This window comes from Marmoricola sp. URHB0036 (genome assembly GCF_000426045.1).
Lineage (GTDB): Bacteria > Actinomycetota > Actinomycetes > Propionibacteriales > Nocardioidaceae > Marmoricola.
Map to the genome: position 1 here is coordinate 500,735 of NZ_KE384490.1, position 26,084 is coordinate 526,818.

Sequence of the window (26,084 nt, forward strand, 5' to 3'; positions counted from 1 at the left end):
TCGAGGCCACGATTCGTATGACGTAGGCGCCCTGTCCGGGAGTCGGCTCATCCCGCGGAGGCGGTCAGGCGCTCGAGGTTGTCGAGCTCGTTGGTGCGGCCGGCGATGATGCGGTCGGTCCAGACCTGGTCGTGCAGGGGTTCGCACTCCATCACCACGTCGGTGCCGGTCGCGGTGCGCTGCAGGCTGACGACCGTCAGGTGGTCGTAGGGGGCGTGCCCGGGAACGAAGTCGATCAACGAGGTGTACGCCAACCGCGTCGGCTCGTCGACCTGGGTGAACTCCTTGTGGGAGTACGTCGACAGCGGCATCCCGGCCTGCTCCATGAACGCGATCTGGTCGGCACCGGTGGCCGTCATGGTGTAGTCGAGGGCGCCGCCCGGCCGGAGGTCGAGCACGTCGACCGTGGTCTGGAACCCATCGGGTGCCCACCAGGCTCCGATGCCCTCGGGCGTGGTCCAGAGCTCCCAGATCCGCTCGGGCGGAACGCCGAGGCTGCGGCGGAGAGTGATGTTCGTGTGGTCCTGCATGGTTCCTCCTGGTGGTCACCGTGGGTGGGTTCACAGCAGGGACGGAGCCGTCTCCGGGTTCTCGACAGATGCGCCACAATGACGCCCGTGAGCGACCGACCCCCACGCCCCCGCCGCGAGGACTACGTCGTCTGGCGTCAGGCGACCACCCGCTGGGCCGACGACGACGTCTACGGACACATGAACAACGCGGTCTACTTCGAGCTGATCGACACTGCGGTGAACGCTCATCTGGCCGAGGCGGTCGGCACCGACATCAGGACGCTGCCGGCGATCGGGGTGGTGGCCGAGGTCAGCTGTCGCTACTTCCGCGAGATCGGCTACCCCGAGCCCGTCGACCTGGGCATGGTCGTGGACAGGATCGGTACCTCCTCGGTCATCTACCGGGTCGGGCTGTTCCAGGGCGATCCGGAGGGAGCCGGGGCGCAGGCGGCTGCCGAGGGCAGGTTCGTGCACGTGTACGTCGACAACACCAGCGCGGAGGGGCGGTCCACCTGCCCGCTGCCCGACGAGGTACGGGCGGCCGTCGTACCCCTGCTGCGGGACTGACCTCACCTCCGTGTGAGGATCGTCGGGCCCGACATTCCCCGACGAAGGAGCCCTCATGGGAGCCATCGTGGTCGTGCTGCTGCTCGCACTCGTGCTCGCTGCAGCGGTCATGTTGTACGTCGCCTATCCCTACCGTGGTCAGCAGACCCCGGTCACGCCCCTGCTCGGTGAGGCCATGCGCCGCGGCGTCGATGCGCTGCCGACGGTGGACCCCGAACCGGCTTCGGCCGAGGACGTCTCCATCGCACCTCGTGCACGGGTGGACTCCCACCGCTGAGCCTCGCCCGCCGGGCGTTTGATTGGATCGACGCATGACCGTCTTCGTCATCCTCGTGATCGCCATCCTGGTGATCGGCCTCGTCGTCGGGCTGGTCGCCCTCGTCAACGGTCGCAAGCAGCCACCGCGACCGGTCCCGCCGTCCGCCCCAACCGGCACCATCACCGCCGAACCGCCGGCCGAGGCGCCGGAGGCACCCGCGGAACCTCAGTCGCCGGTCACCACCCTCGAGCGTCCCGAAGGTACGGCGAGCCGGCTGGTCCGGCTGCGCCAGCGACTCGCGCGCTCACAAGGCGGCCTCGGACGCGGACTGCTCAAGCTGCTCTCCCGCGAACGGCTCGACGAGGACACCTGGGAGGAGATCGAGGACACCCTCATCACCGCCGACGTCGGTGTCGCGCCGACCCAGGAGCTGGTCGAGAGGCTGCGCACCCGCCTGCGGGTCGAGGGTGCCGGCGAGGCCAGCGCCTCGACCATCCTCCGCGAGGAGCTGCTCGCTCTCGTCGACCCGTCGATGGACCGGCGGATCGCGGTCACCGGCGCCGACGGCAAGCCTGGCGTGGTGCTCGTCGTGGGCGTCAACGGCTCCGGCAAGACCACCTCGGTCGGCAAGCTGGCCCGCGTGCTGGTGGCACAGGACAAGACCGTCGTGCTCGGCGCGGCCGACACCTTCCGCGCGGCCGCCACCGAACAGCTCGCCACCTGGGGGGAGCGGGTCGGGGTCGACGTCGTCACCGGGCCCGAGGGCAGTGACCCGGCCAGCGTCGCCTTCGAGTCGGTGCGCGTCGGGGTGGAGCGTGGGGTCGACGTGGTGGTGGTCGACACGGCTGGCCGCCTGCAGAACAAGGCCGGCCTGATGGACGAGCTCGGCAAGGTCAAGCGAGTCGTGGAGCGGCATGCCCCGGTCACCGAGGTGCTGCTGGTGCTCGATGCCACGACCGGTCAGAACGGTCTGGTGCAAGCCCGGGTGTTCCGCGAGGTCGTCGACGTCTCGGGCATCGTGCTCACCAAGCTCGACGGCTCGGCCAAGGGCGGCATCGTGGTCGCCGTACAGCGCGAGCTCGGCGTACCGGTGAAGCTGGTGGGGTTGGGCGAGGGTCCGGACGACCTGGCGCCGTTCGACCCCGAGGCGTTCGTGGACGCCCTGCTCGACCAGGGCTAGCGGCAGTTTGGCCGGGCGCCCGGCCAAATGTTCACTGGAGGGCTGAAATTTCACCTCTCCACTGCATGTTCAGCCGGGCGCCCGGCCAAACCGCCATTGGCTCAGCTCAGGCACTGATCCCGTTGAGCACGAAGTCGACGAGGTCGTCGACCTGCTCGAGACCCGGCATGTCCTCGCCGGTGATGACGCGCATGGCAACCAGTCCGCCGAGGAACTCGACGGCGGCCCGCACCGGGATGCCGGGTCGCACCTCACCGCGGGCGATGGCGCGCTGGAAGACCTCGGTCGCGCTCGCCGCTGCGCGCAGGCTGGCTTCGCGGTAGAGCGTGGCGATGCGGTCGTCGCGCATCGACTCCTTGATGGTGGTGCGCACGTAGTCGATGCCGGCCGTGGAGTTCACGAAGCCCAGCACCGAGGCGAACATCGACTCCAGGTCGCCACGGATCGAGCCGGTGTCGGGGGACGGCATCTCGTCGCGGTAGAGCTGCTCCATCGCAGCGACCGCGAGGTCCTCCTTGCGTGACCAGCGGCGGTAGACGGTGGCCTTGCCGACACCGGCGTTGCTGGCCACCTCGTCGACGGTCATGCTCTCGAAGCCGCGCATCAGGATCAGCGAGGAGGCGGCGGCGAGGATGCGGCCGTCGGCCTCGGGATCGCGCGGACGACCGCGCTTGCGGCGTACTACCGGGGCGGGTGCTTCGGGCGTGGTCGAGCGGTCCGTGACCGGACTCTTCTCTGGGGCGGACCGGTCATTCACCGACGCCTCCACGATGCTCGTTTCCACTCGGGAAGCATAGGTTCGGAAAGGGATCCCCCGGGCGACTTTTCCTAAATAGGTGGATTTCACCCGCCTGTAACACAACTTTCGATTCCGTGACGCGGTCGAAACACGCATCGCCGACCCCTGAAACCTGCAAACCGCAGAGTTCAGCCCAGTGGCGGCCCGGGACCGATCGACAGCGCTGTCCCGCACGCCCGGCTCGCAGTAGTTCTCACTCACCCTGGAGGTTCCATGGACGGCTATTACGCGTGGATGATCGTCGCCACCGCGCTGGTCCTGATGATGACGACGCCCGCCCTGGCGTTGTTCTACGGCGGCATGACCCGGGCGAAGTCCGTGCTCAACATGATGATGATGTCGTACGTCGCGATGGCGGTCGTGGGCATCGTCTACGTCCTGTGGGGCTGGTCGATGTCGTTCGGACCGGACGAGCTGGCCGGGGGCCTGTTCTCCAACCCGTTCACGTTGTTCGGGCTCAAGGACGTCGACTGGACGTCGTACATCGCGGTGTGCTTCCAGCTCACCTTCGCGGTCATCACCGCGGCCCTGATCTCCGGCGCCATCGCCGACCGGGTGAAGCTCTCCTCGTGGATGGTCTTCCTTCCGCTCTGGATCACCCTCAGCTACTTCCCGCTGGCCCACATGGTGTGGGGCGGCGGCTGGATCTCCAGCCACCTGCACGCGCAGGACTACGCAGGCGGCACCGTGGTGCACATCAACGCCGGTGTGGCCGGCGGCATCCTGGCGCTGATCATCGGGCGCCGGGTCGGCTTCAAGCGCGACCCGATGCGGCCGCACAACCTGACGCTGACCATGATCGGCGCCGGACTGCTCTGGTTCGGCTGGTACGGCTTCAACGTCGGCTCGCTGGTGTTCGTCGCCGGTGACGGCGGCAAGAAGGACATCGCCCAGTTCATGAGCGAGACCGGCGTGACCTTCCTGAACACCACGATCGCGACCATGGCGGCCATGCTGGCCTGGCTTCTGATCGAGCGGATCCTGCACGGCAAGGCCACCTCCCTGGGCGCGGCCTCCGGGATCGTGGCCGGACTGGTGGCGATCACGCCATCGTGCGGCGCGGTCAACACCGTGGGCGCGATCGCGATCGGCGCCATCGCCGGTGGTGCCTGTGCCTACGCGGTCGGCCTGAAGTTCAAGTTCAACCTCGACGACTCGCTCGACGTCGTCGGTGTCCACCTCGTGGGTGGTGTCGTCGGCACCGTGCTGATCGGGCTCTTCTCGACCTCGTCGGCCCCCGGCGGGATCGACGGCCTCTTCTACGGCGGCGGGCTGAAGTCCCTGGGCGAGCAGGCCGGCGCCGCGGGGATCGCGATCGTGTGGACCGCCCTGTTCACCACACTGATCGGACTGGGCATCAAGTACACGATGGGCTGGCGGATCGACGAGGAGGACGAGGTCGAGGGCATCGACTTCTCGGAGCACGGAGAGACGGCGTACGACTTCGTCTCCCTGTCCGGGAGCGCCCCCGGCACCCCGTCCGCACTCGCCCAGTCCACCGCCGAGTCGAGGGGAGTCAACGCATGAAGCTCGTGACTGCGGTCATCAAGCCGCACAAGTGGGAAGAGGTCCGCGCCGCACTCGAGACCTTCGGTGTCACCGGCATGACCGTCAGCGAGGTCAGCGGCTACGGCCGGCAGAAGGGCCACACCGAGGTCTACCGGGGTGCGGAGTACGACATCGCCCTGGTGCCGAAGATCCGGATCGAGATCCTGGTCGACGACGGTGACGTCGAGGACGTCGCCGGGATCGTGGTCAAGGCCGCGCAGACCGGTCGCATCGGCGACGGCAAGGTGTGGGTCTCGCCGGTCGACAGCGTCGTACGGGTCCGTACCGGCGACAAGGACGAGGCAGCGATCTGATCGGTGTCGCGGGCGCATCCCTCATGTCTGACATGTGGGATGCGCCCGTGAGCCTTTCCCGGCTTCGACAGGGTGCTGCCATGGCCACCCTCACCCTCGCGGCCCGTCCGGTCCTGCTCGCCATCACGCCACATGCGATCGACAGCGGCGACACCGCCTGGCTGCTGGCCGCCTCGGCGCTCGTGCTGCTGATGGCGCCGGGACTCGCGCTGTTCTACGGCGGCATGGTCCGCTCCAAGAGCGTGCTGAACATGATGATGATGACCTTCGGTGCCCTGGCGGCGATCACCGTCATCTGGGTCGTCGTCGGCTACTCGCTCGCCTTCGGTGACGACCTCGGACTCGGGCTGCTCGGCAACCCGTTCGACCACCTTGGGCTGCAGGACCTCGTCGCCGAGGGCGCCGACTCGTGGCTGACGGTGCCGGTGATCCTGTTCGCGATGTTCCAGGGTCTGTTCTGCGTGATCACCGGCGCCCTGGTGAGCGGCGCGATCGCCGACCGCGCCCGGTTCGGGGCGTGGATGGTGTTCGTGTCGGGGTGGACGGTGCTCGTCTACGCGCCGGTCGCGCACTGGGTCTTCGACCTCGACCACCCGGGGCACGTCGGTGGCTGGCTCGCGAACCGCGTCGGCACGATCGACTTCGCCGGTGGCATGGCGGTGGAGATCTGCTCGGGCGCCAGTGCACTCGCCCTCGCCATGGTCGTGGGGACGCGCGTCGGGTTCGGCAAGGACGCGATGCGGCCGCACAACCTGACCCTGGTGATGCTGGGCGCGGGACTGCTCTGGTTCGGGTGGTACGGCTTCAACGCCGGCTCCGCGCTCGGGGCCAACCACGCGGCCGCGGTGGTGTTCGTGACGACCAGCTGCGCGGGGGCAGCCGGGGCGATCGGCTGGCTGGTGCTCGAGCGGGTCCGCGACGGGCACGCCACCACGCTGGGTGCGGCCTCGGGGATGGTCGCGGGTCTGGTGGCGATCACGCCGAGCGGCGGCTCGGTCACACCGCTGGGTGCCCTGGTGATGGGTCTGGCGGCCGGGGTGGTCTGCGCTCTCGCCGTCGGGCTCAAGTACCGCTGGGGGTACGACGACTCGCTCGACGTGGTCGGCGTCCACCTCGTCGGCGGTCTGGTGGGGACCATCGGCATCGGCCTGCTCGCCACCGCCGCGGCGCCCACCGCCGTCGACGGGCTGCTGTACGGCGGTGGCGTCGACCAGCTCGGCAAGCAGCTGCTCGGAGCAGCGGTCGTGCTCGCCTACGCCTTCCTCGCCTCCGGTGCGATCGCCTGGGTGGTGCACCGGGTGATGGGCTTCCGGATCGACGAGGAGCACGAGGTGAACGGGATCGACCTGATCGTGCACGCCGAGACGGCCTACGACCTGCACTCGACGGCGGGAGCCCGCAGCAGTGGTGGGTTCCACGCGCCGAAGGCGACGGCCGGGCCGTTCGCCGGGACAGAATGAGAGAGGCTGGAGCCATGAAGATCCTGACCGCGGTCATCAAGCCGCACAAGTGGGAAGAGGTCCGCTCCGCGCTCGAGGGCGTCGGGGTGACCGGGATGACCGTCAGCGAGGTCAGTGGCTACGGCCGGCAGAAGGGCCACACCGAGGTCTACCGCGGCGCCGAGTACGACATCGCACTGGTGCCCAAGGTGCGCATCGAGATCGTGCTCGACGACGCCGACGTGGAGGCGGTGTCCGAGGCGATCGTCGGAGCTGCCGCGACCGGCCGCATCGGCGACGGAAAGGTCTGGGTCTCCCCGGTGGACAGCGTGGTGCGCGTGCGTACCGGCGACCGCGACGCCTCGGCGATCTAGACGTGCGATGACTGCCGCCGAGCGGGCCGAGCGCACCCGCGCAGCCGACGAGCTGTGCGTGAAGGCGTTCGCGTCCACCGGCTGCCCCGACACCGGCGTCTCGCTGGTGGCGGTGGGCGGCTACGGCCGGCAGGAGCTGGCGCCGTTCAGCGATCTCGACGTCGTGCTGGTGCACGACCCCGACGTCGGGATGGGGGACTGGGCGGGGCAGATCTGGTACCCGCTCTGGGACTCCGGCGCCAACATCGACCACTCGGTGCGCACGGTCGAGGAGGTCCTCGAGCAGGCCGACGCCGATCTCCGCGTGGCGACCGGGATGCTGGACGTACGCCACCTCGCCGGCGACCCCAACCTGACCCTGCGGCTGCGGTCGGCCGTGCTCAACCAGTGGCGGCGCGACGCCCGCACCCGGCTCGACGACATGCACGAGCTGGTCTCCGAGCGCGGGCGGATGACCGGAGAGCTCGCGCACGCCTCCGTGCCCGACCTCAAGGAGTCGGTCGGCGGACTCCGGGACGCGACGATGCTCAAGGCCCTGGTGGCCAGCTGGCTGGTCGACGTACCCCACGCCGACCTGGAGCGCTGCCGGGTTGCCCTGCTCGACGTACGCGACGCGCTGCACGAGGTCGCCGGCCGGGCGACCGACCGGGTGGCGCCGGAGTACTGGGAGGAGATCGCGCCCCTCCTCGGACTGGCCGACGGCACCGCCGTACAGGTGCACACCCGGGGGCTCGCGCGTCGGCTGACCCACCTCTCCCGACTGGCGTGGCGCCGGGCCGAGGCGGTCCAGCGCCAGCCCAGCGCGACCGGTGGGCGTCGCCCCCGACTGGAGACGGTGGCGCCCGGGGTGGCCATCTCGTTCGAGGAGATCGTGCTCGACAAGGGCGCCAACGTCGCCGGTGACCCCCTGCTCCTCCTGCGCGCCGCCGCCGAGGCGGCCGAGCGCGACCTGGTGCTGGCGCCACAGACCGCCGCCCGGCTGGTCCGCGAAGCGCCCGACCTGCCCGACCCCTGGCCGGTCGAGGCACGCGACCTGTTCGTGCGGCTGCTCGCCGCGGGAGACGGCCTGCTCGGCGTGTGGGAGACCCTCGACGAGACCGGTGCGCTCGAGCGGATCCTCCCCGAGTGGGAGCGGGTCCGACTGCTGCCGCACGCCTCGGTCGTGCACCGCTTCACCGTCGACCGCCACCTTGTGGAGACCTGCATCGAGGCGTCCACCCTGATCCGTCGGGTGGCGCGCGCCGACGTGCTCATGGTCAGCGCGCTGCTGCACGACATCGGCAAGGGCCAGCTGACCGAGCACTGCGTCGCCGGCGAGCCGATCGCGCGCGCGATCGCCGTGCGTCTCGGCTTCGACGCCCGCGAGATCGAGCTCGTCGGTGACCTCGTCCGCTGGCACCTGCTGCTGCCGGAGACGGCCACCACCCGCGATCCCGACGACCCGGCCACCGTCGAGCTGGTCACCGCCAAGGTCGCGGACCGCGAGGAGCTCGAGCTGCTCGCGGCGCTGACCGAGGCCGACGCACGGGCCACCTCCGAGAAGGCTTGGACCAAGTGGCGGGCGTCCCTGGTGCGCACGCTGGTACGACGGGCCGCGGCCGCCCTCTCCGACGAGCCGATGCCCGACGACGACGGAGTCGAGATCGAGATCCCCGAGCGGGTGCGCACCGACCCCTCGTCGGTCTCGGTGGTGGCCCAGCCGTCGGGAGACGGACCCGCGACGGACGGCTCCCGGATCACCGTGGTCTCCGGTGACCGCATCGGGCTGCTCGCCGACGCGGCCGCGATGCTGGCACTGCAGAAGACCTCGGTCAGGGCGGCCCGGGCGTGGACCCAGGACGGGTTCGGGGTCTCGGTCTGGGACGTCGCCGAGACCGGGCTCGACGACATCTTGCTGCGCCAGCGGCTCGAGGCGATCGTCGACGGTCGCATCGACGCCACCGAGCGGCTGCTGCGGGTGGCGCCGGTCAAGCTGGAGCCCACGGTCGCCGTACGCCCCGACGCGTCGCCGCGCGCCACCGTCGTCGAGGTCCGCTCCGCCGACCGGCCCGGGCTGATCCACGTGGTGTGCCGGGCGCTGGCCCAGATGGACATCTCGGTGCGCTCGGCGCACGTGTCCACCCTGGGCCCCCAGGCCGTCGACGTGTTCTACGTGCAGGAGGCTGCGGCCGGCGCGCTCTCGGAGGAACGAGCCGCGTCCGCCGCTCACGCCGTACGCCAGGCGCTGGTCTCGGCCTTCTCGGCACCAGGGACCAACTAGGCTGGGCCACTGGTCCTGACCATCCGGAAACCCGAGGAACCTCTTTGTTCGCCACGCTCTCCGATCGCCTCTCCGACACCTTCAAGAACCTTCGCGGCAAGGGTCGGCTCTCCGAGGCCGACATCGACGCCACCGCGCGCGAGATCCGGCTCGCCCTGCTCGAGGCCGACGTGGCCCTGCCCGTGGTCAAGGACTTCGTGGCGGCCGTCAAGGAGCGTGCCCGCGGCGCCGAGGTGAGCGGCGCCCTGAACCCGGCCCAGCAGGTCGTGAAGATCGTCGACGAGGAGCTCGTCACGATCCTCGGCGGCGAGACCCGTCGGCTGCGGTTCGCGAAGAACCCGCCCACGGTGATCATGCTCGCGGGTCTCCAGGGTGCCGGTAAGACCACCCTCGCGGCCAAGCTGGCGCTCTGGCTCAAGGACCAGGGCAAGAGCCCGATGCTGGTCGCCGCCGACCTCCAGCGGCCCAACGCCGTGCAGCAGCTCCAGGTCAACGGCGAGCGCGCCGGAGTGACGGTGTTCGCGCCCGAGCCCGGCAACGGCACCGGCGACCCGGTCGAGGTCGCTCGCCGCTCGATCGAGGAGGCCCGGCGCACCCTGCACGACGTGGTGATCGTCGACACCGCCGGTCGCCTGGGCATCGACCAGGAGCTGATGAAGCAGGCCTCCGACATCCGCGACGCGGTCAGCCCCGACGAGGTGCTCTTCGTCGTCGACGCGATGATCGGCCAGGACGCGGTCAACACCGCGCAGGCGTTCCTCGACGGGGTGGGGTACGACGGCGTCGTACTCACCAAGCTCGACGGCGACGCGCGTGGTGGTGCCGCCCTGTCGATCGCGCAGATGACCGGCAAGCCCGTGATGTTCGCCTCCAACGGCGAGAAGCTCACCGACTTCGACGTCTTCCACCCCGACCGGATGGCCTCGCGCATCCTCGACATGGGTGACCTGCTCACCCTCATCGAGCAGGCCGAGAAGACCTTCGACGCCGAGCAGGCCGCCAAGGCCGCCGCCAAGCTCCAGGGCGACGGCGAGTTCACCCTCGACGACTTCCTCGAGCAGATGCAGCAGGTCCGCAAGATGGGCTCGCTGACCAAGATGCTCGGGATGCTGCCGGGGATGGGCCAGTTCCGCGACCAGCTCGAGAACTTCGACGAGCGCGAGATCGACCGGATCCAGGCGATCATCCAGTCGATGACGCCGGCCGAGCGCGCCAACCCGAAGACGATCGACGGCTCGCGCCGCGCCCGCATCGCCAAGGGCTCGGGGCGCCAGGTGTCCGACGTCAACCAGCTCGTGGACCGGTTCTTCGAGGCCCGCAAGATGATGCAGCAGATGGCCCGCGGCGGCGCGCCCGGCATGCCCGGCTCGCCCGGCATGGGCCTGGGCAAGAAGGCCAAGGGTCGTCAGGCGCCCCAGCAGAAGCAGGCCAAGGGCAAGCGTCGCTCCGGCAACCCGGCCAAGCGCGCCCAGGAGCAGGCGGCCGCCGCCGAGAGGCCAGCCGCCGCAGCCGGCTCGGCGTTCGGCCTCGGCGGCGACGACGCCGGCGTACCCGACGACTTCGACCCCAGCCAGCTGCCGGACCTGTCGAAGTACCTCAAGTAGCGGCGTCTGGGGCCTGAGGTTTGGCCGGGCGCCCGGCCAAACCATCAGTGGAGGGTTGAAACATCACCCCTCCACTGACAGGACGGCCGGACGACCGGCCAAACCGTCGCCGGGTGACCCCAGGTCAGGGCAGCTGCATCCGGACGACCTTGCCGCCACCAGCGCAGACGCTGCAGGTGGTGACGAAGGCGGTGCCGTTGCGCATGGCCACGCCGTACGGCGCGTGCAGGTTGCTGCCGATCCGGGTGTGGGTCGAGCCCCGGTGGACCTTGACCAGTGAGCCGACCGGGAGACCCGGGGCGAGCAGGCCGGTGTTGGCGAGCTGGACGGCGTACAGCGAGCCGCGGTACCAGGTCAGGTCGGTCACGTTGGTCAGGCCGGTGGCCCAGACCGTCGGTGCGTGCCCCGGGACCACCCGGAAGATCCGGGCCGCGCCCTGCGGGAACGGGAAGCCGGTGAGCTCGCTGACGAAGAGCGCCCCACCGGGGCCGACCGCCACCGCCGTGGGCACCGACTGCATCGGCACCTGACCCGGCGCGAACGGGTTGTCGACCATCCGGTTGCCGAACTTCGCGAGCACCCGGATCGGATCGCCACCGCCCGCCCGGAGCAGGTCGTTGCCGCCGGAGTCGGTCGTCAGGAAGTGGCTGCCTCGCCGGATCAGGCCGGTCGGGTCGCTGTCGGCCCCCTGGCCGTCGGGGTCGTTGCGGGCCTCGAAGCGCATCAGGTCCGCGACCTGGCGCAGGGTGTGCCGGGTCCAGCTCTTCCCGCGGTGCGAGGCAACAACGAGGGTCCCGATCCTGCGGGCCGATGCCGGCAAGGTCGCGCGGTGAGCAGGCGTGCCGCCGCCGCCGACGGTGAAGGCGAGCTTGCCGCCCACGGTGGTGATGCCGGAGGGTCCGAGGGCCGAGGCGCCCGTGCCCTTGTCGCCGATGGAGGGCAGCCCGGTGATGATCCGACGGGGGTGCTTGCCCAGTCGCATGATCGAGCCGGTCGCGCCGTAGCAGACGAACGCGGTGGGGTCCTCGGGGCCGGGCACGCAGTTCTTCGTCCCGCCCTTGCCTGCTTCCGCGACGTACAACGTGCCACCACGGAAGACCAGGTGTCGTGGGTTGTTGAGACCGGACGCCAGGACGCGCGCTGCTGTGGTGCGTTGAGGGGCCGCGCCGGGTGATCGGGCGGCATCGACCGGTGCGGCCACCAGGGCGGTGGCCGCGGCGACGCCGGTCGCGACGACGAAGGTGCTGGTACGGAGGGCAAGCTTCCGTGACATCTGGACTCCAGGTGTGGGGGAGTGATGGTCGAGAACGTCACTCACCTTGCGCTCGCCCCGCGGGCCCGGCAAGGGCTCCCCGGCGCCTGTCTAGCCAGGACAACCGGGGTGTTCGCGGCGGATCGGGACGTACCTGACGCGGATTCCGGGGACCGGGTACGACGACCGCCGCGGTAGCGTCCCGGCATGGCTGCACAGCGATTCCGGGGGCCGGTGCTTCCCGACGGCGAGGCGCGCGACCTGTACGTCGTGGACGGCCCCGCCGGTGGAGTGGTGACCTACGAGCCGCAGGCCGGTGCCGAGATGGTGGCCGAGGGCTGGATCGTGCCCGGACTGGTCGACGCGCACTGCCATGTCGGCCTCGACGAGCACGGAGCCGTGGACGACGAGACGTCGGAGCAGCAGGCGATCACCGACCGCGACTCCGGGGCCCTGCTGCTGCGCGACTGCGGGTCGGCCGCCGACACCTCCTGGATCCACGACCGCGAGGATCTGCCGCGGCTGGTCCGCGCCGGACGCCACATCGCGCGGACCAAGCGCTACATCCGCAACTACGCCCACGAGGTCGAGCCGGCCGAGCTCCCGGCGTACGTCGCCCAGGAGGCGCAGCGCGGCGACGGCTGGGTCAAGCTGGTCGGGGACTGGATCGACCGCGACACCGGCGACCTCGCACCGTCCTTCCCGGCCGACGCGTTCGCCGAGGCCATCCGGGTCGCGCACGAGCACGGTGCCAAGGTCACCGCGCACTGCTTCGGGGAGGCGGTGCTGCCGGGGCTGATCGGGGCGGGCATCGACTGCATCGAGCACGGCACGGGGCTCTCCGAGGACCTGATCGACGAGATGGTGGCGCGTGGGACAGCGCTGGTGCCGACCGCGATGCAGCTGAACAACTTCCCGGAGTACGCCTCGGCTGCCGGCGAGAAGTTCCCGGCGTACGCCGAGCACATGCACGACCTCCACCGCCGTCGTCGCGACACGATCATGGCGGCGTACGAGGCCGGGGTGGCGATCTACGCCGGCACCGACGCCGGGGGGGTACTCCCGCACGGGCTGATCGCCAGCGAGGTGCGCGAGCTGGCCGACTACGGCTTCAGCGCCGAGGCCGCCCTGGGTGCGGCCTCGTGGCGGGCGCGGGAGTGGCTCGGGCTCGACGGCCGGCTCTCGGAGGGCACCACCGCGGACTTCGTCGTCTTCGACCGGGATCCGCTCCAGGACCTCTCGGTCCTCGCTGAACCGTCCTGCATCGTGCTGCGCGGGAGAGTTGTTGGCTGACCCGGACCCGCGCATCGTCGACGCCCTGCGCGCGGCCGGCTGTGTGTTCGCCGAGGAGGAGGCCGCGCTGCTCGAGGCCGAGGCGCGCACCCTCGGTGACCTCCGCGACATGGTCGAGCGCCGCGTGGCCGGGGAGCCGCTGGAGCAGATCGTCGGCTGGGCCGAGTTCTGCGGGCTCCGGGTGGTGGTGTCACCGGGGGTGTTCGTCCCGCGTCGGCGTACCGAGGCCCTCGTCGACCTGGCCGTCGCGATCATCGTCGACCTCGACAAGCCCGTCGTCGTCGACCTCTGCTGCGGAACCGGCGCCATCGGGGTGGCGATCGCCTCCCGTGAACCCAGCACCGAGCTGCACGCCGCCGACCTCGATCCCGCAGCCGTCGCCTGCGCGCGACGCAACGTGACGATGGGGCAGGTGCACGAGGGGGACCTGTACGACGCCCTCCCGAGGGACCTGCTCGGCCGGGTCGACGTACTGGCCGTGAACGCGCCCTACGTGCCCACCGACGAGATCGCGCTGATGCCGACCGACGCCCGCGACCACGAGCACCGGGTCGCCCTCGACGGCGGCGCCGACGGCCTCGCCCTGCACCGACGGGTGGCCGCCGGGGCCGCTGCCTGGCTCCGCCCGGGAGGCACGCTGCTGATCGAGACGAGCCGGCCGCAGGCCGAGGGCACCGCGGCGGCCTGCGCGGCCGCGGGACTGGCCGCCGGCGTGGTGGTGCGGGAGATGTCCACCCTGGTCCGGGCGATTTCGGCCGGATCGGGTTCGTCTGGCACAATGGCGCGCTGAGTCGTACGCCGCTCCGGCCCCTCTCAACCGGACTGCGAACGCCCACCGGATCCCACCGCACCTGGCCCCACCAGGCAGCGCGGGAGCCACCACCACACACATCGCAAGGAGACACCACACACGTGGCCGTCAAGATTCGTCTGAAGCGCATGGGCAAGATCCGTCAGCCCTACTACCGCGTCGTCGTCGTCGACTCCCGCAAGAAGCGGGACGGCAAGGTCATCGAGGAGATCGGCAAGTACCACCCCAAGGAGGAGCCCTCGTTCATCGAGGTCACCTCCGACCGGGCGCAGTACTGGCTCGGAGTCGGCGCGCAGCCGTCCGAGGCCGTCGAGGCCATCCTCAAGGTCACCGGTGACTGGCAGAAGTTCAAGGGCCTTCCCGGTGCCGAGGGCACCCTCCGCACCAAGGAGCCCAAGCGGGACAAGCAGGAGATCTTCAACGAGGCTCTCAAGGACGCTGCCAACGAGCCCAAGGCCGAGGCCGTGACCAAGAAGGCCGCCGCCAAGAAGGCCGAGCCCAAGGCCGAGACCAAGGCCGAGGAGCCCAAGGCCGAGGAGCCCAAGGCCGAGGAGAAGGCCGAGGAGTCCGCCGCCGAGGCTGCTCCGGAGGCTCCCGCTACCGAGGCGCCCGCCGCTGAGGAGACTCCGGCCGACGAGTCGGCCGTGACCTCCGAGACCGCAGCAGACGCCGACGTCGCCGAGGCCGAGAAGCCCGCCGACGAGAAGACCGAGGCCTGATCCGGATGCTGGCCGAGGCTCTCGAGCACCTGGTCCGCGGGGTCGTGGAGCACCCCGACGACGTCTCCGTGCGCGACAAGCAGCTGCGCCGGGGGTCGATCCTCGAGGTGCGCGTGCACCCGACGGACCTCGGCAAGGTGATCGGTCGCGGTGGCCGGACGGCGACCGCCTTCCGCACCGTGATCAGCTCGCTGGCCGGTCGTGGTGGGGCACGCATCGACTTCGTGGACGTCGACCGGAGACGCTGACCCACTGCCGTCGTATAGGGGCACCTCTTCCTACGGGAGGATGGTGCCCCTGTTGCATGGAGGAGTGAAGGTGGAGGACTACGTGGTGGTCGGCCGCATCGGCCCGGCCCACGGGCTGCGCGGCGAGGTGTTCGTGGAGCCGCGCACCGACGAGCCCGAGCGGCGCTTCGCCCCGGGCGCGGTGCTGCAGGCGACCGGTGGCACCTTGACCGTCGCGGACTCGCGCACCCACTCGGGCCGGCTCGTGGTGCACTTCGTCGAGCTCACCGACCGCACGGCGGCCGAGACCGCCCGGGGGACCGAGCTGAGCGTCAGCATCGACGCGACCGAGCGGCCGGAGGACCCCGAGGAGTTCTACGACCACCAGCTCGTCGGCCTGCGGGTGGAGACCACCGACGGCGACGTCGTCGGCGAGCTGGCCCGCATCGAGCACAACGCCGCGCAGGACCTGCTCGTGATCCGTACGCCGGAGCGCGAGGTGCTCTTCCCGTTCGTGACCGCGCTGGTGCCGGAGGTCGACGTCCCCGGTGGCCGGATCGTCATCGACGACCGTCCGGGACTGTTGGTCGAGGAGTCATCCTGATGCGCATCGATGTCGTCTCGATCTTCCCGGAGTACCTCGCCCCGCTCGGGCTGTCGCTGCCCGGCAAGGCGCAGCAGAGCGGGCTGCTCGACCTGCACGTCCACGACCTGCGCCAGTGGACCCACGACCGGCACCGGACCGTCGACGACACCCCCTACGGCGGCGGCGCGGGGATGGTGATGAAGCCCGAGCCCTGGGGTGAGGCGCTCGACACGGTCGCCCCCGCCGGCGCCGTGCTCGTCGTACCCACCCCTGCCGGCACGCGGTTCACCCAGGACGTCGCGGTCGAGCTGGCCGAGCGGGACCACCTGGTCTTCGCCTGCGGACGCTACGAGGGCATCGACCAACGCGTCATCGACGAGGCCGCGACGCGGCTGGAGGTGCGCGAGCTCTCCGTGGGCGACTACGTGCTCAACGGGGGAGAGGTGGCCGCGCTCGCGATGATCGAGGCGGTCGTGCGGCTGCTCCCCGGGTTCATGGGCAACGCGGGGTCGCTGGAGGAGGAGTCCCACACCGACGGGCTGCTCGAGTACCCCGTCTACACCAAGCCGGCCACGTGGCGCGGTCACGAGGTGCCCGAGGTGCTGCTGTCCGGCGACCACGCCCGAATAGCGGCCTGGCGCCACGACCAGTCCGTACGCCGCACCGCCGAGCGCCGCCCCGACCTGGCCCACGTCTCACGCGCCGTCGAGCTGGGCACCCTCGCGGCCGAGATAGCCCTGGCGGCTCCGTCCGACTCCGCCGAGCTGTTCACCCTCCAGCGCGCGTGCTGGGTCCAGGAGCAGCAGGCCAACCCCGACACGCGCATCCCGCCGCTGCACGAGGAGCTCTCCGACGTGGAGGGGTGGCTGGGGGAGTGGACGACGCTCGTGCTGCGCAGCGGCGGTCGGCTGGTCGGCGCGGTCCGTGGTCGCCTCGCCGGCGCGGAGTGGGACATCGGTCGGCTGATGGTCGCCCCGGACCTCCAGGGTCGCGGGGTCGGGCGGGTGCTGCTCGAGGCCATCGAGGCCGCCGCCCCCGACGAGGCGACCGGCTACGTGCTGTTCACCGGCGCCCTCAGCGAGCGGAACATCCGGATCTACAAGAAGGCCGGCTACCGGCTGCTCGGCCCGGCCCCGGAGGCCCCCGGCGCCGTACGCTTGGTCAAGCGCCGCCGCTAGTGGGCTCCCGCCCGGCCGCCGATTTCGCCGTACGGCGACCCCTGTGGCAAAATCGCTCCTTGGCCCAGTAGCCGCGGTCACCTGCCACAGGGGGACGGCCGATCGGCGCCGATGCTGAGAGCCACACCGACGTACACCACCATCCGTGGGTGACCTGTGGCAGTCACGAGGAGACACCATGTCGATCATCGACGACCTGTCCAGCCAGACCAAGCGCGACGACGTGCCCGACTTCCGGGCCGGTGACACCGTCAAGGTGCACGTCAAGGTGGTCGAGGGCAACCGCTCCCGTATCCAGGTCTTCCAGGGCGTGGTGCTCAAGCTGCAGGGCTCCGGTGTCGGTCGCACCTTCACCGTCCGCAAGGTCTCCTTCGGTGTCGGTGTCGAGCGGACCTTCCCGCTCCACTCCCCGATCTTCGAGAAGATCGAGATCGTGACCCGGGGCGACGTACGCCGGGCGAAGCTGTACTACCTGCGCAACCTGCGCGGCAAGGCGGCCAAGATCAAGGAGCGTCGCGAGGGCTGAGCCCGTCGTCGTTCCGACGATGGTTAGGCTCTGTGCGTGACGAACGTGGACGAGGCCGCCACCGCCTCTGATGACTCAGGCGGCCGCCCCGGCGAGAAGTCCGGGAAGAAGTCCGCGAAGAAGGCGATGCCGCTGTGGCAGGAGACCATCCTGCTGCTCGTGCTGGCGTTGCTGCTGGCGATCATTATCAAGAGCCTGTTCGTCCAGGCGTTCTACATCCCGTCGCCCTCGATGGAGCCGCAGTTCGTCAAGAACGACCGGATCCTCGTCCAGAAGGTCTCCTACTGGGGCAGCGCCTCGCCGAGCCGTGGCGACATCGTGGTGTTCAAGGACCCCGGCGGCTGGCTGCCCGCCGACGAGGGCGACACGGCCCATTCCGGGCTCACCAAGGTGATGGAGAAGATCGGGCTCTACCCGACCGGTGGACACCTCGTGAAGCGCGTCATCGGCGTCGGTGGAGACCGGGTGGTGTGCTGCGACACCAAGGGCAGGGTGACCGTCAACGGGCATGCCCTCGACGAGAAGTCCTACCTGCCCAAGGGCATGGCTCCCTCCCAGGTCAAGTTCGACGTCAAGGTCCCCAAGGACCACCTGTGGCTGATGGGTGACAACCGTGGCTTCTCCTTCGACTCCCGTGGCCACATGGGCAGTGCCGGAGGCGGGTACGTCGCCGACGACCTGGTCGTGGGCAAGGTCTTCGCGCTGATCTGGCCCTGGAAGCGCGCCGAGATCATCCACCGCCCGGCGACCTTCGAGGGCATCCCGGACTCCCGATGAGCACGCTCCCTCGCGGATCGACGGTACGCCGGGACGCCGGCCTCTACGGCTACGAGCGGGCGCTGCGGCGGGTCGGGCTCTCCCCAATCGCCGGCGTCGACGAGGCAGGCCGTGGAGCGTGCGCAGGCCCCCTCGTGGCGGCCGCGGCGATCCTCCCCGAGGGCAAGGCCGGTCAGGTGCCGGGTCTGGCCGACTCCAAGCTGCTCACCGCCAAGGCGCGCGAGCGCTGCTACGAGCAGATCCTGCGCCGCGCGGTGGCGTGGTCGGTGGTCGTCGTCCCGCACGACGAGTGCGACCGGGTCGGGATGCACGTCGCCAACGTCGCTGCCCTGCGACGGTCGTTGGCCCGGCTGGAGCAGCGTCCGGCGTACGTCCTCACCGACGGGTTCCCGGTCGACGGGCTCGACGTGCCCGGCCTGGCGATGTGGAAGGGCGACCGGGTTGCCGCCTGCATCTCGGCGGCCAGCGTGATCGCCAAGGTCACGCGCGACCGCATCATGTGCGAGCTGCACGAGCAGTTCCCGGCCTACGACTTCGCCACCCACAAGGGCTACATCACCGAGGAGCACTCCGCCGTACTCACCGAGCTCGGGCCGAGCCCGGTGCACCGGATGCGATTCGTCAACGTGCGGCGAGCCGCCGGGATCATCGATCCCGAACCCCTCACGCTTGAGCCTCAGCTCGAGCTGTTCGAAACCCCCGTCCCCCTCCAGGAGGTCGCACCATGAGCGCCGAGGATCTCGAGAAGTACGAGACCGAGATGGAGCTCAACCTCTATCGCGAGTACCGCGACGTGGTCGGCATCTTCAAGTACGTCGTGGAGACCGACCGGCGCTTCTACCTCTGCAACCAGGTGGACGTGAAGGCCCGCACCGAGGCCGGGGACGTGTTCTTCGAGGTCACCCTGACCGACGCGTGGGTGTGGGACATGTACCGCCCCGCCCGCCGGCTGGCCAAGAACGTCAAGGTGCTGACCTTCAAGGACGTCAACGTCGAGGAGCTCAGCCACAGCGAGATCGAGCCGCCCCCCAGCAGCTGAGAGTGCCGGGCTACTTGATCATCCGGACGGGGTCGCCGTCGACGCTGGCGCTCCAGGTCGTGGTGTCGGTCGTGTCTCCGGCCTGGTCTAGCTTGAGCTGGACCCGCACCCAGCAGCCGCCGCTCTGCGTGGAGTTGCACGTGTAGGTGTCCGGGATCGGGACCGAGACCGTCTGCACCTTGCCGTTGTAGCTGCCGCTGGTGGCCCCGCTCACGCCGCACGTCGTTCCCAGTGATCCGTTGACGACGCCGGAGCCGGTGCACCCGGAGAACGAGGCCAGTGGGGTGCCGTTCACCTTCGCGTCGAGCGGCGGCAGCACGGTGACCGAGGTCGGCGCCGTGGCGTCGCCGATGTCGAAGAAGTGGATGTTCAAGGTCTTGGTCTGGGCGGCCGGGATCGTCCGCACCAGGTTGAAGATCTGCGGGGCTCCCGAGTAGTTGGCGTAGATCGACATGTTCTGCCAGCCGGCGATCGAGACGGCACCGGTGACCGCGGTCGACCCGGACTTGACCCGCAGCGCGAACCGGTTGTTCCCGTTGCCGCCGACACTGGTGTCGTCGTCCTCCTGGGTGAACACGTCGGTGTTGCCGCCGTACCCGCCGTTGCCGTCAGGTGCGCTCGTGTCGAGCGCCACGTTGGTGCGCGCCTGCAGGTAGTAGTCGCCGGCCTTGTCAGGGGTGAAGGTGCAGAAGTTCACCCACTGGTGGAACAGCTTGGCGAGCGCGTCGTTGTAGCCGCTGTTGGTGTTGGTGTCCGGTTGGGTGGGGTCGCTCGGCTTGGCCTTCATCTGGGCCAGGGTGCCGGTCGACACCTTGTCCGGGGTGCCCGATGCCTGGAGGAACCCGGGGTACTGCCGCACGCAGGTGGTGATCGGGGCCCCCTTGTCCGGCTGGTAGGTGTCGGTCGGCTTGCGCAGCCCGAACGAGGTCACGATCGGGGTGCTACCGCCGTTGAGCACGTCGCCGGTGCAGAACGAGTTGGTGGCCTTGGCGTACCTGGTGGTGCCGTCGGTGGTCGTGTAGGGGTTCATGTTGTTGCGCAGGGGCAGCCCACTGGTCACCGTCGGTGCGTCGCCGCAGGCGTCGCCGGTCCCGACCCAGGCCGGGTCGTAGAGCTGCAGCGTCACCGGCTGGTTCACCGCCGCCGTCCCGACGCGGACGACGTAGAAGTACCCCTCGGGGTTGAAGTCGTCGTTGCCCCCGTTGGTGCAGCCGTCGGTGCCCGAGGCGCAGCTGCGGGTCATGTACTGGTCGCCGTAGCCCTTGAGGGTCTCCGGGCCGGCGATGGCCGCCCAGAACTGCGGGTTGGGCAGACAGCTGGCTCCGCCGGCCGGCGTCACGATCACGCTCGTGTTCGGGCCCCGGGGGTCCACCGAGCTCGGGCTGGACCCGGCCGGCTCGTTGCCGAAGGTGTTGCAGGGGCTGCCCATCGGCGCTGGACCGTTGTAGTCCGCCGTTGCGGAGCGCGTCACGGTCGTCCACGGAACGCCGAACGCGGCGCCGAACTGGTTGGGCACCCTGGTGCTGATCGTCACCGTCAGCTGGGTCGGCTTGGCGCCCACCGAGGTCTTGACCGTGTTGTTCCCCGAGTTCGGGTAGCCGTTGTCCTTGGCCACCTCGACGGCGGTCGTGGTGGCGGAGGCGAAGTCGTCGGGAAGCCAGGTCACGCCGGCGGTGGCGGCGGCGTCGGCCACGTTCTGGACGCGTGCGATCTCGAGGTACCACCGAGCGACGTCGACCGAGATGGCGCACAGTGGCAGCACGATCGTGGCCGTCAGGATGGCGACCAGGATGGCGGCGTACCCGGACTCGGTGCGTGCGCGGCGTCGCGATGTCGTGCGTCCGGACAGGAAGCTCACGGGTGGTTCCCGGACGCGCACGTCGTGGCGGGCAACGGCTCGAACTGCATCATCAGGCGGGCGGGTACGTCGACGCCGGCCCCGAACAGCCCGGTGACCCAGGTGTGTTTGGCGGACATGGCGACGCCCACGGACTGACGGTTGGGGTCGTTGACACAGGCGTTGATGGTGGAGGTGGCCCACGAGCCGCTGGACTTGATGAACTTGTTGGAGGCGGCGCTCCAGACGTACTTGATGCAGTTGGTCGTGCACGTCACGCTCGAGGTGTTCGTGGCGGGCAGCGGGTATCCGTACTGGTTGGCCTGGTAGACCAGCACCCAGTTGACCGAGCTCAGCGGCATGCTGGAGCCGGCGTTCTGGATCGCGTTGACGGCATCGTCGGCCAGCGTCGGTGTGGTGGCGCTCACCGGGGTGCCGGCGCCGGCCTCGGTGGCGGCGATGCGGGCGGCGGCACGCACCTGGTTGGTCACGCCGGAGGCGTCCCTCATCAGGAGGGACATCTCGATGATGCCGAAGACCAGGAGCATCAGCAGGGGGGTCACGAGGGCAGCCTCGACCGCCACAGCGCCGCGCTCGGAACGCTGTCGACGTGCCATGGACCCTCCTCTGACCTGTGACGGCCGGATGGCCTGGTTCGCCACACGTCGTGGTGAAGGAAGCGTATTTTGAACCGAGCATCTTTTGTGGCGTTTTGATGAGATCTGTCCGGTCGGCCAGCTCCCGTCCACAGGCGGCCGCCGGGGACCCCTCGTCCACAGGCCGCGGCGACCGAGCGGCGGAGTGTCCTTCCGCTCGGGTGTGCTGCGGTGCATGAGCGGGAACCCACACAACGACGGCCTCGGTGCCTACGGCGAGCGAGTCGCGGCGCAACGGCTCGTCGAACGCGGCATGTTCCTCGTCGACCGCAACTGGCGGTGCGATCTCGGCGAGATCGACCTGGTGCTCCGCGACGAGGGCGTGCTGGTCTTCTGCGAGGTCAAGACGCGCACCTCGTCGGCGTACGGCCACCCGCTGGAGGCGGTCACCCCGGCCAAGGCCGAGCGCCTGCGGAGGTTGGCGGAGCGCTGGATCCAGGAGCACGACGTACGCCCCGAAGGCATCCGGATCGACCTGGTCGGGGTGCTCGTCGCGGAACGGGGTCGGGCCGAGGTCGAGCACCTCAGGGGCGTGGGCTGATGGTCGCCACCACCCACACCGTCTCCCTGCAAGGAGCGATCGGGCACGTCGTGGACGTCCAGGTCGACCTGTCCGACGGGCTGCCCGGGACGGCGCTCGTCGGACGTCCCGATGCCTCCATCACCGAGGCCCGCGACCGCTGCCGGGCCGCCGTCATCAACAGCAACCTGCGCTGGCCCAACACCCGCCGCATCACGGTGCTGCTCTCGCCGGCCGACCTGCCCAAGCGTGGCCCGCACTTCGACCTCGGCATCGCCGTTGCCGTCCTGGCGGCCGCCAGCGCCAAGGACTTCCCCCACGACACGCTGGTCCGGGCGGCGATGATCGGCGAGCTGACCCTGGACGGGCGGGTGCGCTGCGTCCCCGGAGTGCTGCCGATGACGATGGCCGCGGCCGCGCGGGGGATCGAGACGGTCTACGTCCCGGAGCCGCAGGCGGCCGAGGCGGCGATGGTGCCCGGCATGCGGGTCTTCGGGATCCGCTCCCTGGGCCAGGTGATGGCCTTGCTGACCGGCGAGCCCATCCCGGAGGCGCCCGAGGTGGAGCCGATGTCGGGGGCGCCCCTGCTGTCCTGGCGCGGGGAGGAGCGGCTGGAGGACCTCGACATGGCCGACCTCGTCGGGATGGCCGATGCGAGATACGCCGTCGAGGTCGCAGCGGCCGGCGGCCACCACCTGATGCTGACCGGTCCGAAGGGGTCGGGCAAGACCACCCTCGCCGAACGGATCCCGGGTCTGCTGCCCGACCTCAGTGACGAGGAGTCCCTGGAGCTGACGGCCGTGCACTCGCTGTCCGGTGCCCTGCCCGAGGGGGCGGCGCGTCTGGTCCGTCCGCCCTTCCGCGCTCCCCACCACTCCGCCTCCCGCAGCGGCATCCTCGGCGGCGGCACTGGTCGGGTGCGGCCGGGGGAGGTGAGCAAGGCCCATCTCGGCGTGCTGTTCCTCGACGAGTTCCCGCTGTTCCCGACCGACGTCGTCGAGGCGCTGCGGGAGCCCCTCGAGGCGGGGGAGATCTCGATCTCGCGGGGTGAGGAGGATGCGACGTACCCCGCCCGCACGATGTTCGTGTTCGCGTGCAACCCGTGCCCGTGCGGGGAGTACCACCCCTACTCGCGCGACCACCAGTGCACGTGCAGGGAGATCAAGCGTCGCGAGTACCGCCGCAAGATCTCGGGCCCGATCGCCGACCGCATCGACATCACCCGCTTCGTCGAGCCGGTCCGGGAGCACGAACGGCGCGAAGCGGAGATGCCGATGTTCCGGCCCGAGCCGAGCGCTCCGATCAGGGTCCGCGTGACGGCCGCCCGCGAGCGACAGCGGATGCGCTACGCCGAGATGCCCTGGCGCCTCAACGTGCATGCTCCGGGTCCGATGCTGCGCGTCCAGTGGCCCCTGTCCGACGCGGCCATGGTGCGACTCGACGACGAGGTCTACGCCGGTCGGCTCACGCGTCGCGGCGCCGTCCGCGTGCATCGTGTCGCCTGGTCGGTGGCCGACCTCGCCGGTGTGGAACGGCCGGGCATCGTCGAGCTCGACGTGGCCCTCCGCCTCCGTGCCGCCACTCCCTTGCTTCTCCGCCAGCTGCCGAGCCGGGTGCACGTCGTCGGGCAGGTGGGCGCGTGAGTCCCGGTCCGCCCGTCTCGGAGAGCGAACGTCTGGCCCGGGCGGCGCTCTCCAGGATCAGTGAGCCGGGGTACCCCCGGATGACAGATGCGGTGCAGGAGCTCGGTGCCGCGCGGGTGCTGGAGAGCCTGCAGACCCAGGCGGTCCATCGGGAGCTCGGCGCCGACCTCGCCGAGCGCCTCGCCTCGGCCGACCCGCAACGAGACCTGGAGCAGGCGGCCGCCAGGGGCATCAGGTTCGTCGTACCAGGGGACGACGAATGGCCGGTCACGCTGGACGACCTCGCCCATGCACCCCACCTCCATGAGCGGGGTGGGGTGCCCATCGGCCTGTGGTGCCGAGGACCGCTCCGACTGGCCGAGGCAGCGGAGCGCGCGGTGTCGGTGGTGGGCTCGCGGTCGGCGACGACCTACGGCGGGTCCGTGGCCGGAGAGATCGCCGGCACGCTCGCCCGGGAGTCGTGGACGGTCGTGTCCGGGGCGGCGTTCGGCATCGACCAGGCGGCTCATCGCGGCGCGCTGGCCGGTCGCGGCCCGACGGTCGCCGTGCTGGCCTGCGGCGCCGACCGGGCCTATCCGTCCGCGCACCGCAGCCTGATCGACTACGTCGCCGACGTGGGCCTGGTGGTCTCGGAGGCCGCGCCCGGGTGTGCGCCCACGCGGATCCGCTTCCTGGCCCGCAACCGCCTGATCGCGGCCCTGGCGCGGGGGACGGTGGTCGTCGAGGCCGCTGTCCGCAGTGGTGCGCTGAACACAGCGAGCTGGGCCGGAGGTCTGGGGCGCATGGTGATGGGGGTGCCAGGGCCGGTCACCAGCGCGCCGTCGGCCGGCGTGCACCAGCTGATCCGGGCTCGCGATGCGGTCCTCGTCACGTCCGGCGAGGAGGTGCTCGAAGCCGTGGGTCCGATGGGCAGCTATGCCCTGAGCGAGCCTCGTGAGCCCGAGCACCCGCGCGACCGGCTCGAGCCGCGGCAGCGCCAGGTGCTGGACGCAGTGCCGTTGGTCCAGGCGGTCGACTCGCGCAAGATCGCCGAGACGGCCGGCATCGCGCACAGCCCCACCAAGGAGGCGCTTCTCGTGCTCCTCCGAGCCGGGTTGGTCGAGCACTCCCTCGGCCGGTGGCGGGTGGCAGCGGATCCCGCGCTGGACGAGCAGGGCGAGGGGTGGGCGCCGTGAGCTCGTCGCGCCTGCGCGGGAGGGCGCCACCGGGTTCGTAGTCTGACCAGGTGACCGTCACCCACGAACTGCTGCCTGAGGAGATGGCGAGCGCGCTGGCGGCGTACGAACGCCATCTCGCCTCCGAGCGCAACCTCGCGGCGCACACCGTGCGGGCCTATCTCGGCGACGTGACCGGGATGCTCGAGCACGCCGTTGCGCTGGGACACACCAGTCTGCGCACGCTCGACCTCGGGGTGCTGCGCAGCTGGCTGGCCAAGCAGCAGACCCTGGGCAAGGCACGCACGACGATGGCGCGTCGGGCCACGGCCGTGCGGGTGTTCACCGCGTGGGCGTTGCGCACCGGCCGTGCGGACACCGACCCGGGGGCGTCGCTGGGCAGCCCGAAGGCGCACAAGCCGCTGCCGCCGGCCCTCAATGCCGGGGAGGCGCGGGCCCTGCTCGAGTCGGCTGCCGTGCGGGCTGACGACGGCAGCGCCGTCGGGCTGCGCGACGTGGCCATCCTGGAGCTGTTGTACGCCACCGGGATCCGGGTGGGAGAGCTGTGTGGGCTCGACGTGGACGACGTCGACCGTTCGCGCCGGGTGGTGCGCGTCCTCGGCAAGGGCAGCAAGGAGCGGACGGTGCCGTACGGCGTCCCGGCCGACGAGGCCCTCGGACGCTGGCTCGAGAGTGGTCGACCGGAGCTGTTCACGCCGGGAGCCGGTGCTGCGGTGTTCTTGGGAGCCCGGGGCAAGCGCATCGACCAGCGGGCGGTCCGCACCTTGGTGCACAACCGGCTCGCGGACGTGCCCGACGCCCCCGACATGGGGCCGCACGGCCTGCGGCACACGGCGGCCACCCACCTGCTCGAGGGCGGCGCCGACCTGCGCACCGTGCAGGAGCTGCTCGGCCACGCCTCGCTGGCGACCACGCAGATCTACACCCACGTCAGCACCGACCGGCTCCGCCAGGCCTACAAGCTGGCCCACCCACGAGCCTGAACCTCC

General features: G+C 70.6%; 28 protein-coding genes. 23 read left to right on the top strand and 5 right to left on the bottom strand.

What is annotated here, in order from left to right; all coding sequences use genetic code 11:
* Positions 1-47: 47 nt before the first annotated feature.
* Entirely contained in the window at positions 48-530 is a 483-nt protein-coding gene (locus H976_RS0122580) for an SRPBCC domain-containing protein (protein ID WP_027863367.1), read from the bottom strand.
* A gap of 87 nt (positions 531-617) precedes the next feature.
* On the opposite strand from H976_RS0122580, the gene H976_RS0122585 reads away from it, so the two are divergent.
* From H976_RS0122585 to ftsY, 3 genes are read left to right on the top strand one after another with little or no spacing between them, the layout of a single operon-like run.
* Positions 618-1,079: a thioesterase family protein gene (locus tag H976_RS0122585; protein WP_027863368.1), complete on the top strand. Its 462-nt coding sequence runs from the start codon at positions 618-620 to the stop codon at positions 1,077-1,079.
* 55 nt (positions 1,080-1,134) lie between these two features.
* A complete protein-coding gene (locus tag H976_RS0122590) occupies positions 1,135-1,356 on the top strand; it encodes a hypothetical protein (protein ID WP_027863369.1) in 222 nt (73 codons plus the stop codon).
* A gap of 34 nt (positions 1,357-1,390) precedes the next feature.
* On the top strand, positions 1,391-2,518 hold the full coding sequence (gene ftsY / locus H976_RS0122595) for a signal recognition particle-docking protein FtsY (protein ID WP_027863370.1): 1,128 nt from the start codon (positions 1,391-1,393) through the stop codon (positions 2,516-2,518).
* A 106-nt stretch (positions 2,519-2,624) separates the two neighbouring features.
* On the opposite strand, the gene H976_RS28130 is transcribed toward ftsY, so the two are convergent.
* Complete coding sequence (locus H976_RS28130; RefSeq protein ID WP_196804190.1) at positions 2,625-3,302, bottom strand: TetR/AcrR family transcriptional regulator; 678 nt, start codon at positions 3,300-3,302, stop codon at positions 2,625-2,627.
* A gap of 228 nt (positions 3,303-3,530) precedes the next feature.
* Here H976_RS28130 and H976_RS0122605 point away from each other — a divergent pair, with 228 nt between their 5' ends.
* From H976_RS0122605 to ffh, 6 genes are all read left to right on the top strand, one after another.
* Complete coding sequence (locus tag H976_RS0122605; RefSeq protein ID WP_027863371.1) at positions 3,531-4,844, top strand: ammonium transporter; 1,314 nt, start codon at positions 3,531-3,533, stop codon at positions 4,842-4,844.
* Complete coding sequence (locus tag H976_RS0122610; RefSeq protein ID WP_027863372.1) at positions 4,841-5,179, top strand: P-II family nitrogen regulator; 339 nt, start codon at positions 4,841-4,843, stop codon at positions 5,177-5,179. Before H976_RS0122605 ends, H976_RS0122610 begins: the two co-directional genes overlap by 4 nt.
* 80 nt (positions 5,180-5,259) lie before the next feature.
* Positions 5,260-6,639 (top strand): ammonium transporter, encoded by a 1,380-nt coding sequence (locus H976_RS28135; protein WP_196804191.1) that lies wholly within the window; start codon positions 5,260-5,262, stop codon positions 6,637-6,639.
* A gap of 14 nt (positions 6,640-6,653) precedes the next feature.
* A complete protein-coding gene (locus H976_RS0122620) occupies positions 6,654-6,992 on the top strand; it encodes a P-II family nitrogen regulator (RefSeq protein ID WP_027863373.1) in 339 nt (112 codons plus the stop codon).
* 7 nt (positions 6,993-6,999) lie between these two features.
* On the top strand, positions 7,000-9,252 hold the full coding sequence (locus tag H976_RS28140) for a [protein-PII] uridylyltransferase (protein ID WP_051277363.1): 2,253 nt from the start codon (positions 7,000-7,002) through the stop codon (positions 9,250-9,252).
* 44 nt (positions 9,253-9,296) lie between these two features.
* Complete coding sequence (gene ffh / locus H976_RS28145; RefSeq protein WP_036227688.1) at positions 9,297-10,856, top strand: signal recognition particle protein; 1,560 nt, start codon at positions 9,297-9,299, stop codon at positions 10,854-10,856.
* A gap of 124 nt (positions 10,857-10,980) precedes the next feature.
* Here the strand turns inward: ffh and H976_RS28150 are convergent, their stop codons facing one another.
* Positions 10,981-12,129, bottom strand: coding sequence for a ScyD/ScyE family protein (locus H976_RS28150; protein ID WP_051277365.1), 1,149 nt, complete (start codon positions 12,127-12,129; stop codon positions 10,981-10,983).
* 186 nt (positions 12,130-12,315) lie between these two features.
* Here H976_RS28150 and H976_RS0122640 point away from each other — a divergent pair, with 186 nt between their 5' ends.
* From H976_RS0122640 to H976_RS0122685, 10 genes are all read left to right on the top strand, one after another.
* Positions 12,316-13,401 (top strand): amidohydrolase family protein, encoded by a 1,086-nt coding sequence (locus tag H976_RS0122640; protein WP_027863374.1) that lies wholly within the window; start codon positions 12,316-12,318, stop codon positions 13,399-13,401.
* Entirely contained in the window at positions 13,394-14,191 is a 798-nt protein-coding gene (locus H976_RS28155; RefSeq protein WP_051277367.1) for a putative protein N(5)-glutamine methyltransferase, read from the top strand. Before H976_RS0122640 ends, H976_RS28155 begins: the two co-directional genes overlap by 8 nt.
* Before the next feature lie 122 nt (positions 14,192-14,313).
* Complete coding sequence (rpsP, locus tag H976_RS0122650) at positions 14,314-14,931, top strand: 30S ribosomal protein S16 (RefSeq protein ID WP_027863375.1); 618 nt, start codon at positions 14,314-14,316, stop codon at positions 14,929-14,931.
* A gap of 5 nt (positions 14,932-14,936) precedes the next feature.
* Positions 14,937-15,179 (top strand): RNA-binding protein, encoded by a 243-nt coding sequence (locus H976_RS0122655; RefSeq protein WP_027863376.1) that lies wholly within the window; start codon positions 14,937-14,939, stop codon positions 15,177-15,179.
* Positions 15,180-15,249: 70 nt separating this feature from the next.
* Complete coding sequence (gene rimM / locus H976_RS0122660) at positions 15,250-15,762, top strand: ribosome maturation factor RimM (protein WP_027863377.1); 513 nt, start codon at positions 15,250-15,252, stop codon at positions 15,760-15,762.
* A complete protein-coding gene (gene trmD, locus H976_RS0122665) occupies positions 15,762-16,922 on the top strand; it encodes a tRNA (guanosine(37)-N1)-methyltransferase TrmD (RefSeq protein ID WP_027863378.1) in 1,161 nt (386 codons plus the stop codon). The genes rimM and trmD overlap by 1 nt, the downstream gene beginning before the upstream one ends.
* 178 nt (positions 16,923-17,100) lie before the next feature.
* Positions 17,101-17,448, top strand: a complete 348-nt coding sequence (gene rplS, locus H976_RS0122670; protein WP_027863379.1) for a 50S ribosomal protein L19 — start codon at positions 17,101-17,103, stop codon at positions 17,446-17,448.
* A gap of 36 nt (positions 17,449-17,484) precedes the next feature.
* Positions 17,485-18,225 (top strand): signal peptidase I, encoded by a 741-nt coding sequence (gene lepB / locus H976_RS0122675; protein ID WP_027863380.1) that lies wholly within the window; start codon positions 17,485-17,487, stop codon positions 18,223-18,225.
* A complete protein-coding gene (locus H976_RS0122680) occupies positions 18,222-18,953 on the top strand; it encodes a ribonuclease HII (RefSeq protein ID WP_027863381.1) in 732 nt (243 codons plus the stop codon). The genes lepB and H976_RS0122680 overlap by 4 nt, the downstream gene beginning before the upstream one ends.
* Positions 18,950-19,264 (top strand): DUF2469 domain-containing protein, encoded by a 315-nt coding sequence (locus H976_RS0122685; protein ID WP_027863382.1) that lies wholly within the window; start codon positions 18,950-18,952, stop codon positions 19,262-19,264. Before H976_RS0122680 ends, H976_RS0122685 begins: the two co-directional genes overlap by 4 nt.
* Positions 19,265-19,274: 10 nt before the next feature.
* On the opposite strand, the gene H976_RS0122690 is transcribed toward H976_RS0122685, so the two are convergent.
* The gene (locus H976_RS0122690) at positions 19,275-21,122 is read right to left on the bottom strand and encodes a TadE/TadG family type IV pilus assembly protein (RefSeq protein ID WP_027863383.1); all 1,848 of its coding nucleotides are present in this window, start codon (positions 21,120-21,122) and stop codon (positions 19,275-19,277) included.
* Positions 21,119-21,718 carry a TadE/TadG family type IV pilus assembly protein gene (locus H976_RS30505; RefSeq protein WP_051277370.1) on the bottom strand — a complete coding sequence of 200 codons (600 nt, stop codon included), beginning with the start codon at positions 21,716-21,718 and terminating at the stop codon, positions 21,119-21,121. Before H976_RS30505 ends, H976_RS0122690 begins: the two co-directional genes overlap by 4 nt.
* 214 nt (positions 21,719-21,932) lie before the next feature.
* On the opposite strand from H976_RS30505, the gene H976_RS0122700 reads away from it, so the two are divergent.
* From H976_RS0122700 to H976_RS0122715, 4 genes are all read left to right on the top strand, one after another.
* Positions 21,933-22,298 carry a YraN family protein gene (locus tag H976_RS0122700; protein WP_027863384.1) on the top strand — a complete coding sequence of 122 codons (366 nt, stop codon included), beginning with the start codon at positions 21,933-21,935 and terminating at the stop codon, positions 22,296-22,298.
* Positions 22,298-23,920, top strand: a complete 1,623-nt coding sequence (locus H976_RS28165) for a YifB family Mg chelatase-like AAA ATPase (protein WP_036227689.1) — start codon at positions 22,298-22,300, stop codon at positions 23,918-23,920. The genes H976_RS0122700 and H976_RS28165 overlap by 1 nt, the downstream gene beginning before the upstream one ends.
* A complete protein-coding gene (gene dprA, locus H976_RS28170; protein WP_036227690.1) occupies positions 23,917-25,095 on the top strand; it encodes a DNA-processing protein DprA in 1,179 nt (392 codons plus the stop codon). The genes H976_RS28165 and dprA overlap by 4 nt, the downstream gene beginning before the upstream one ends.
* Positions 25,096-25,178: 83 nt before the next feature.
* Positions 25,179-26,078, top strand: coding sequence for a tyrosine recombinase XerC (locus H976_RS0122715; protein WP_051277444.1), 900 nt, complete (start codon positions 25,179-25,181; stop codon positions 26,076-26,078).
* Positions 26,079-26,084 lie beyond the last annotated feature (6 nt).

Excerpts from the sequence above, each read along its gene's own strand:
- H976_RS0122685 (WP_027863382.1), top strand. The coding sequence starts at position 18,950 with ATGAGCGCCGAGGATCTCGAGAAGTACGAGACCGAGATGGAGCTCAAC.
- H976_RS0122610 (WP_027863372.1), top strand. The coding sequence starts at position 4,841 with ATGAAGCTCGTGACTGCGGTCATCAAGCCGCACAAGTGGGAAGAGGTC.
- H976_RS28165 (WP_036227689.1), top strand. The coding sequence starts at position 22,298 with ATGGTCGCCACCACCCACACCGTCTCCCTGCAAGGAGCGATCGGGCAC.
- H976_RS0122605 (WP_027863371.1), top strand. The coding sequence starts at position 3,531 with ATGGACGGCTATTACGCGTGGATGATCGTCGCCACCGCGCTGGTCCTG.
- H976_RS0122655 (WP_027863376.1), top strand. The coding sequence starts at position 14,937 with ATGCTGGCCGAGGCTCTCGAGCACCTGGTCCGCGGGGTCGTGGAGCAC.
- H976_RS28140 (WP_051277363.1), top strand. The coding sequence starts at position 7,000 with ATGACTGCCGCCGAGCGGGCCGAGCGCACCCGCGCAGCCGACGAGCTG.
- ftsY (WP_027863370.1), top strand. The coding sequence starts at position 1,391 with ATGACCGTCTTCGTCATCCTCGTGATCGCCATCCTGGTGATCGGCCTC.
- rplS (WP_027863379.1), top strand. The coding sequence starts at position 17,101 with ATGTCGATCATCGACGACCTGTCCAGCCAGACCAAGCGCGACGACGTG.
- H976_RS0122700 (WP_027863384.1), top strand. The coding sequence starts at position 21,933 with ATGAGCGGGAACCCACACAACGACGGCCTCGGTGCCTACGGCGAGCGA.
- H976_RS30505 (WP_051277370.1), bottom strand. The coding sequence starts at position 21,718 with ATGGCACGTCGACAGCGTTCCGAGCGCGGCGCTGTGGCGGTCGAGGCT.
- trmD (WP_027863378.1), top strand. The coding sequence starts at position 15,762 with ATGCGCATCGATGTCGTCTCGATCTTCCCGGAGTACCTCGCCCCGCTC.
- H976_RS28135 (WP_196804191.1), top strand. The coding sequence starts at position 5,260 with ATGGCCACCCTCACCCTCGCGGCCCGTCCGGTCCTGCTCGCCATCACG.
- H976_RS28150 (WP_051277365.1), bottom strand. The coding sequence starts at position 12,129 with ATGTCACGGAAGCTTGCCCTCCGTACCAGCACCTTCGTCGTCGCGACC.
- H976_RS0122580 (WP_027863367.1), bottom strand. The coding sequence starts at position 530 with ATGCAGGACCACACGAACATCACTCTCCGCCGCAGCCTCGGCGTTCCG.
- H976_RS0122620 (WP_027863373.1), top strand. The coding sequence starts at position 6,654 with ATGAAGATCCTGACCGCGGTCATCAAGCCGCACAAGTGGGAAGAGGTC.
- H976_RS0122590 (WP_027863369.1), top strand. The coding sequence starts at position 1,135 with ATGGGAGCCATCGTGGTCGTGCTGCTGCTCGCACTCGTGCTCGCTGCA.
- H976_RS0122640 (WP_027863374.1), top strand. The coding sequence starts at position 12,316 with ATGGCTGCACAGCGATTCCGGGGGCCGGTGCTTCCCGACGGCGAGGCG.
- H976_RS0122680 (WP_027863381.1), top strand. The coding sequence starts at position 18,222 with ATGAGCACGCTCCCTCGCGGATCGACGGTACGCCGGGACGCCGGCCTC.
- H976_RS0122715 (WP_051277444.1), top strand. The coding sequence starts at position 25,179 with ATGGCGAGCGCGCTGGCGGCGTACGAACGCCATCTCGCCTCCGAGCGC.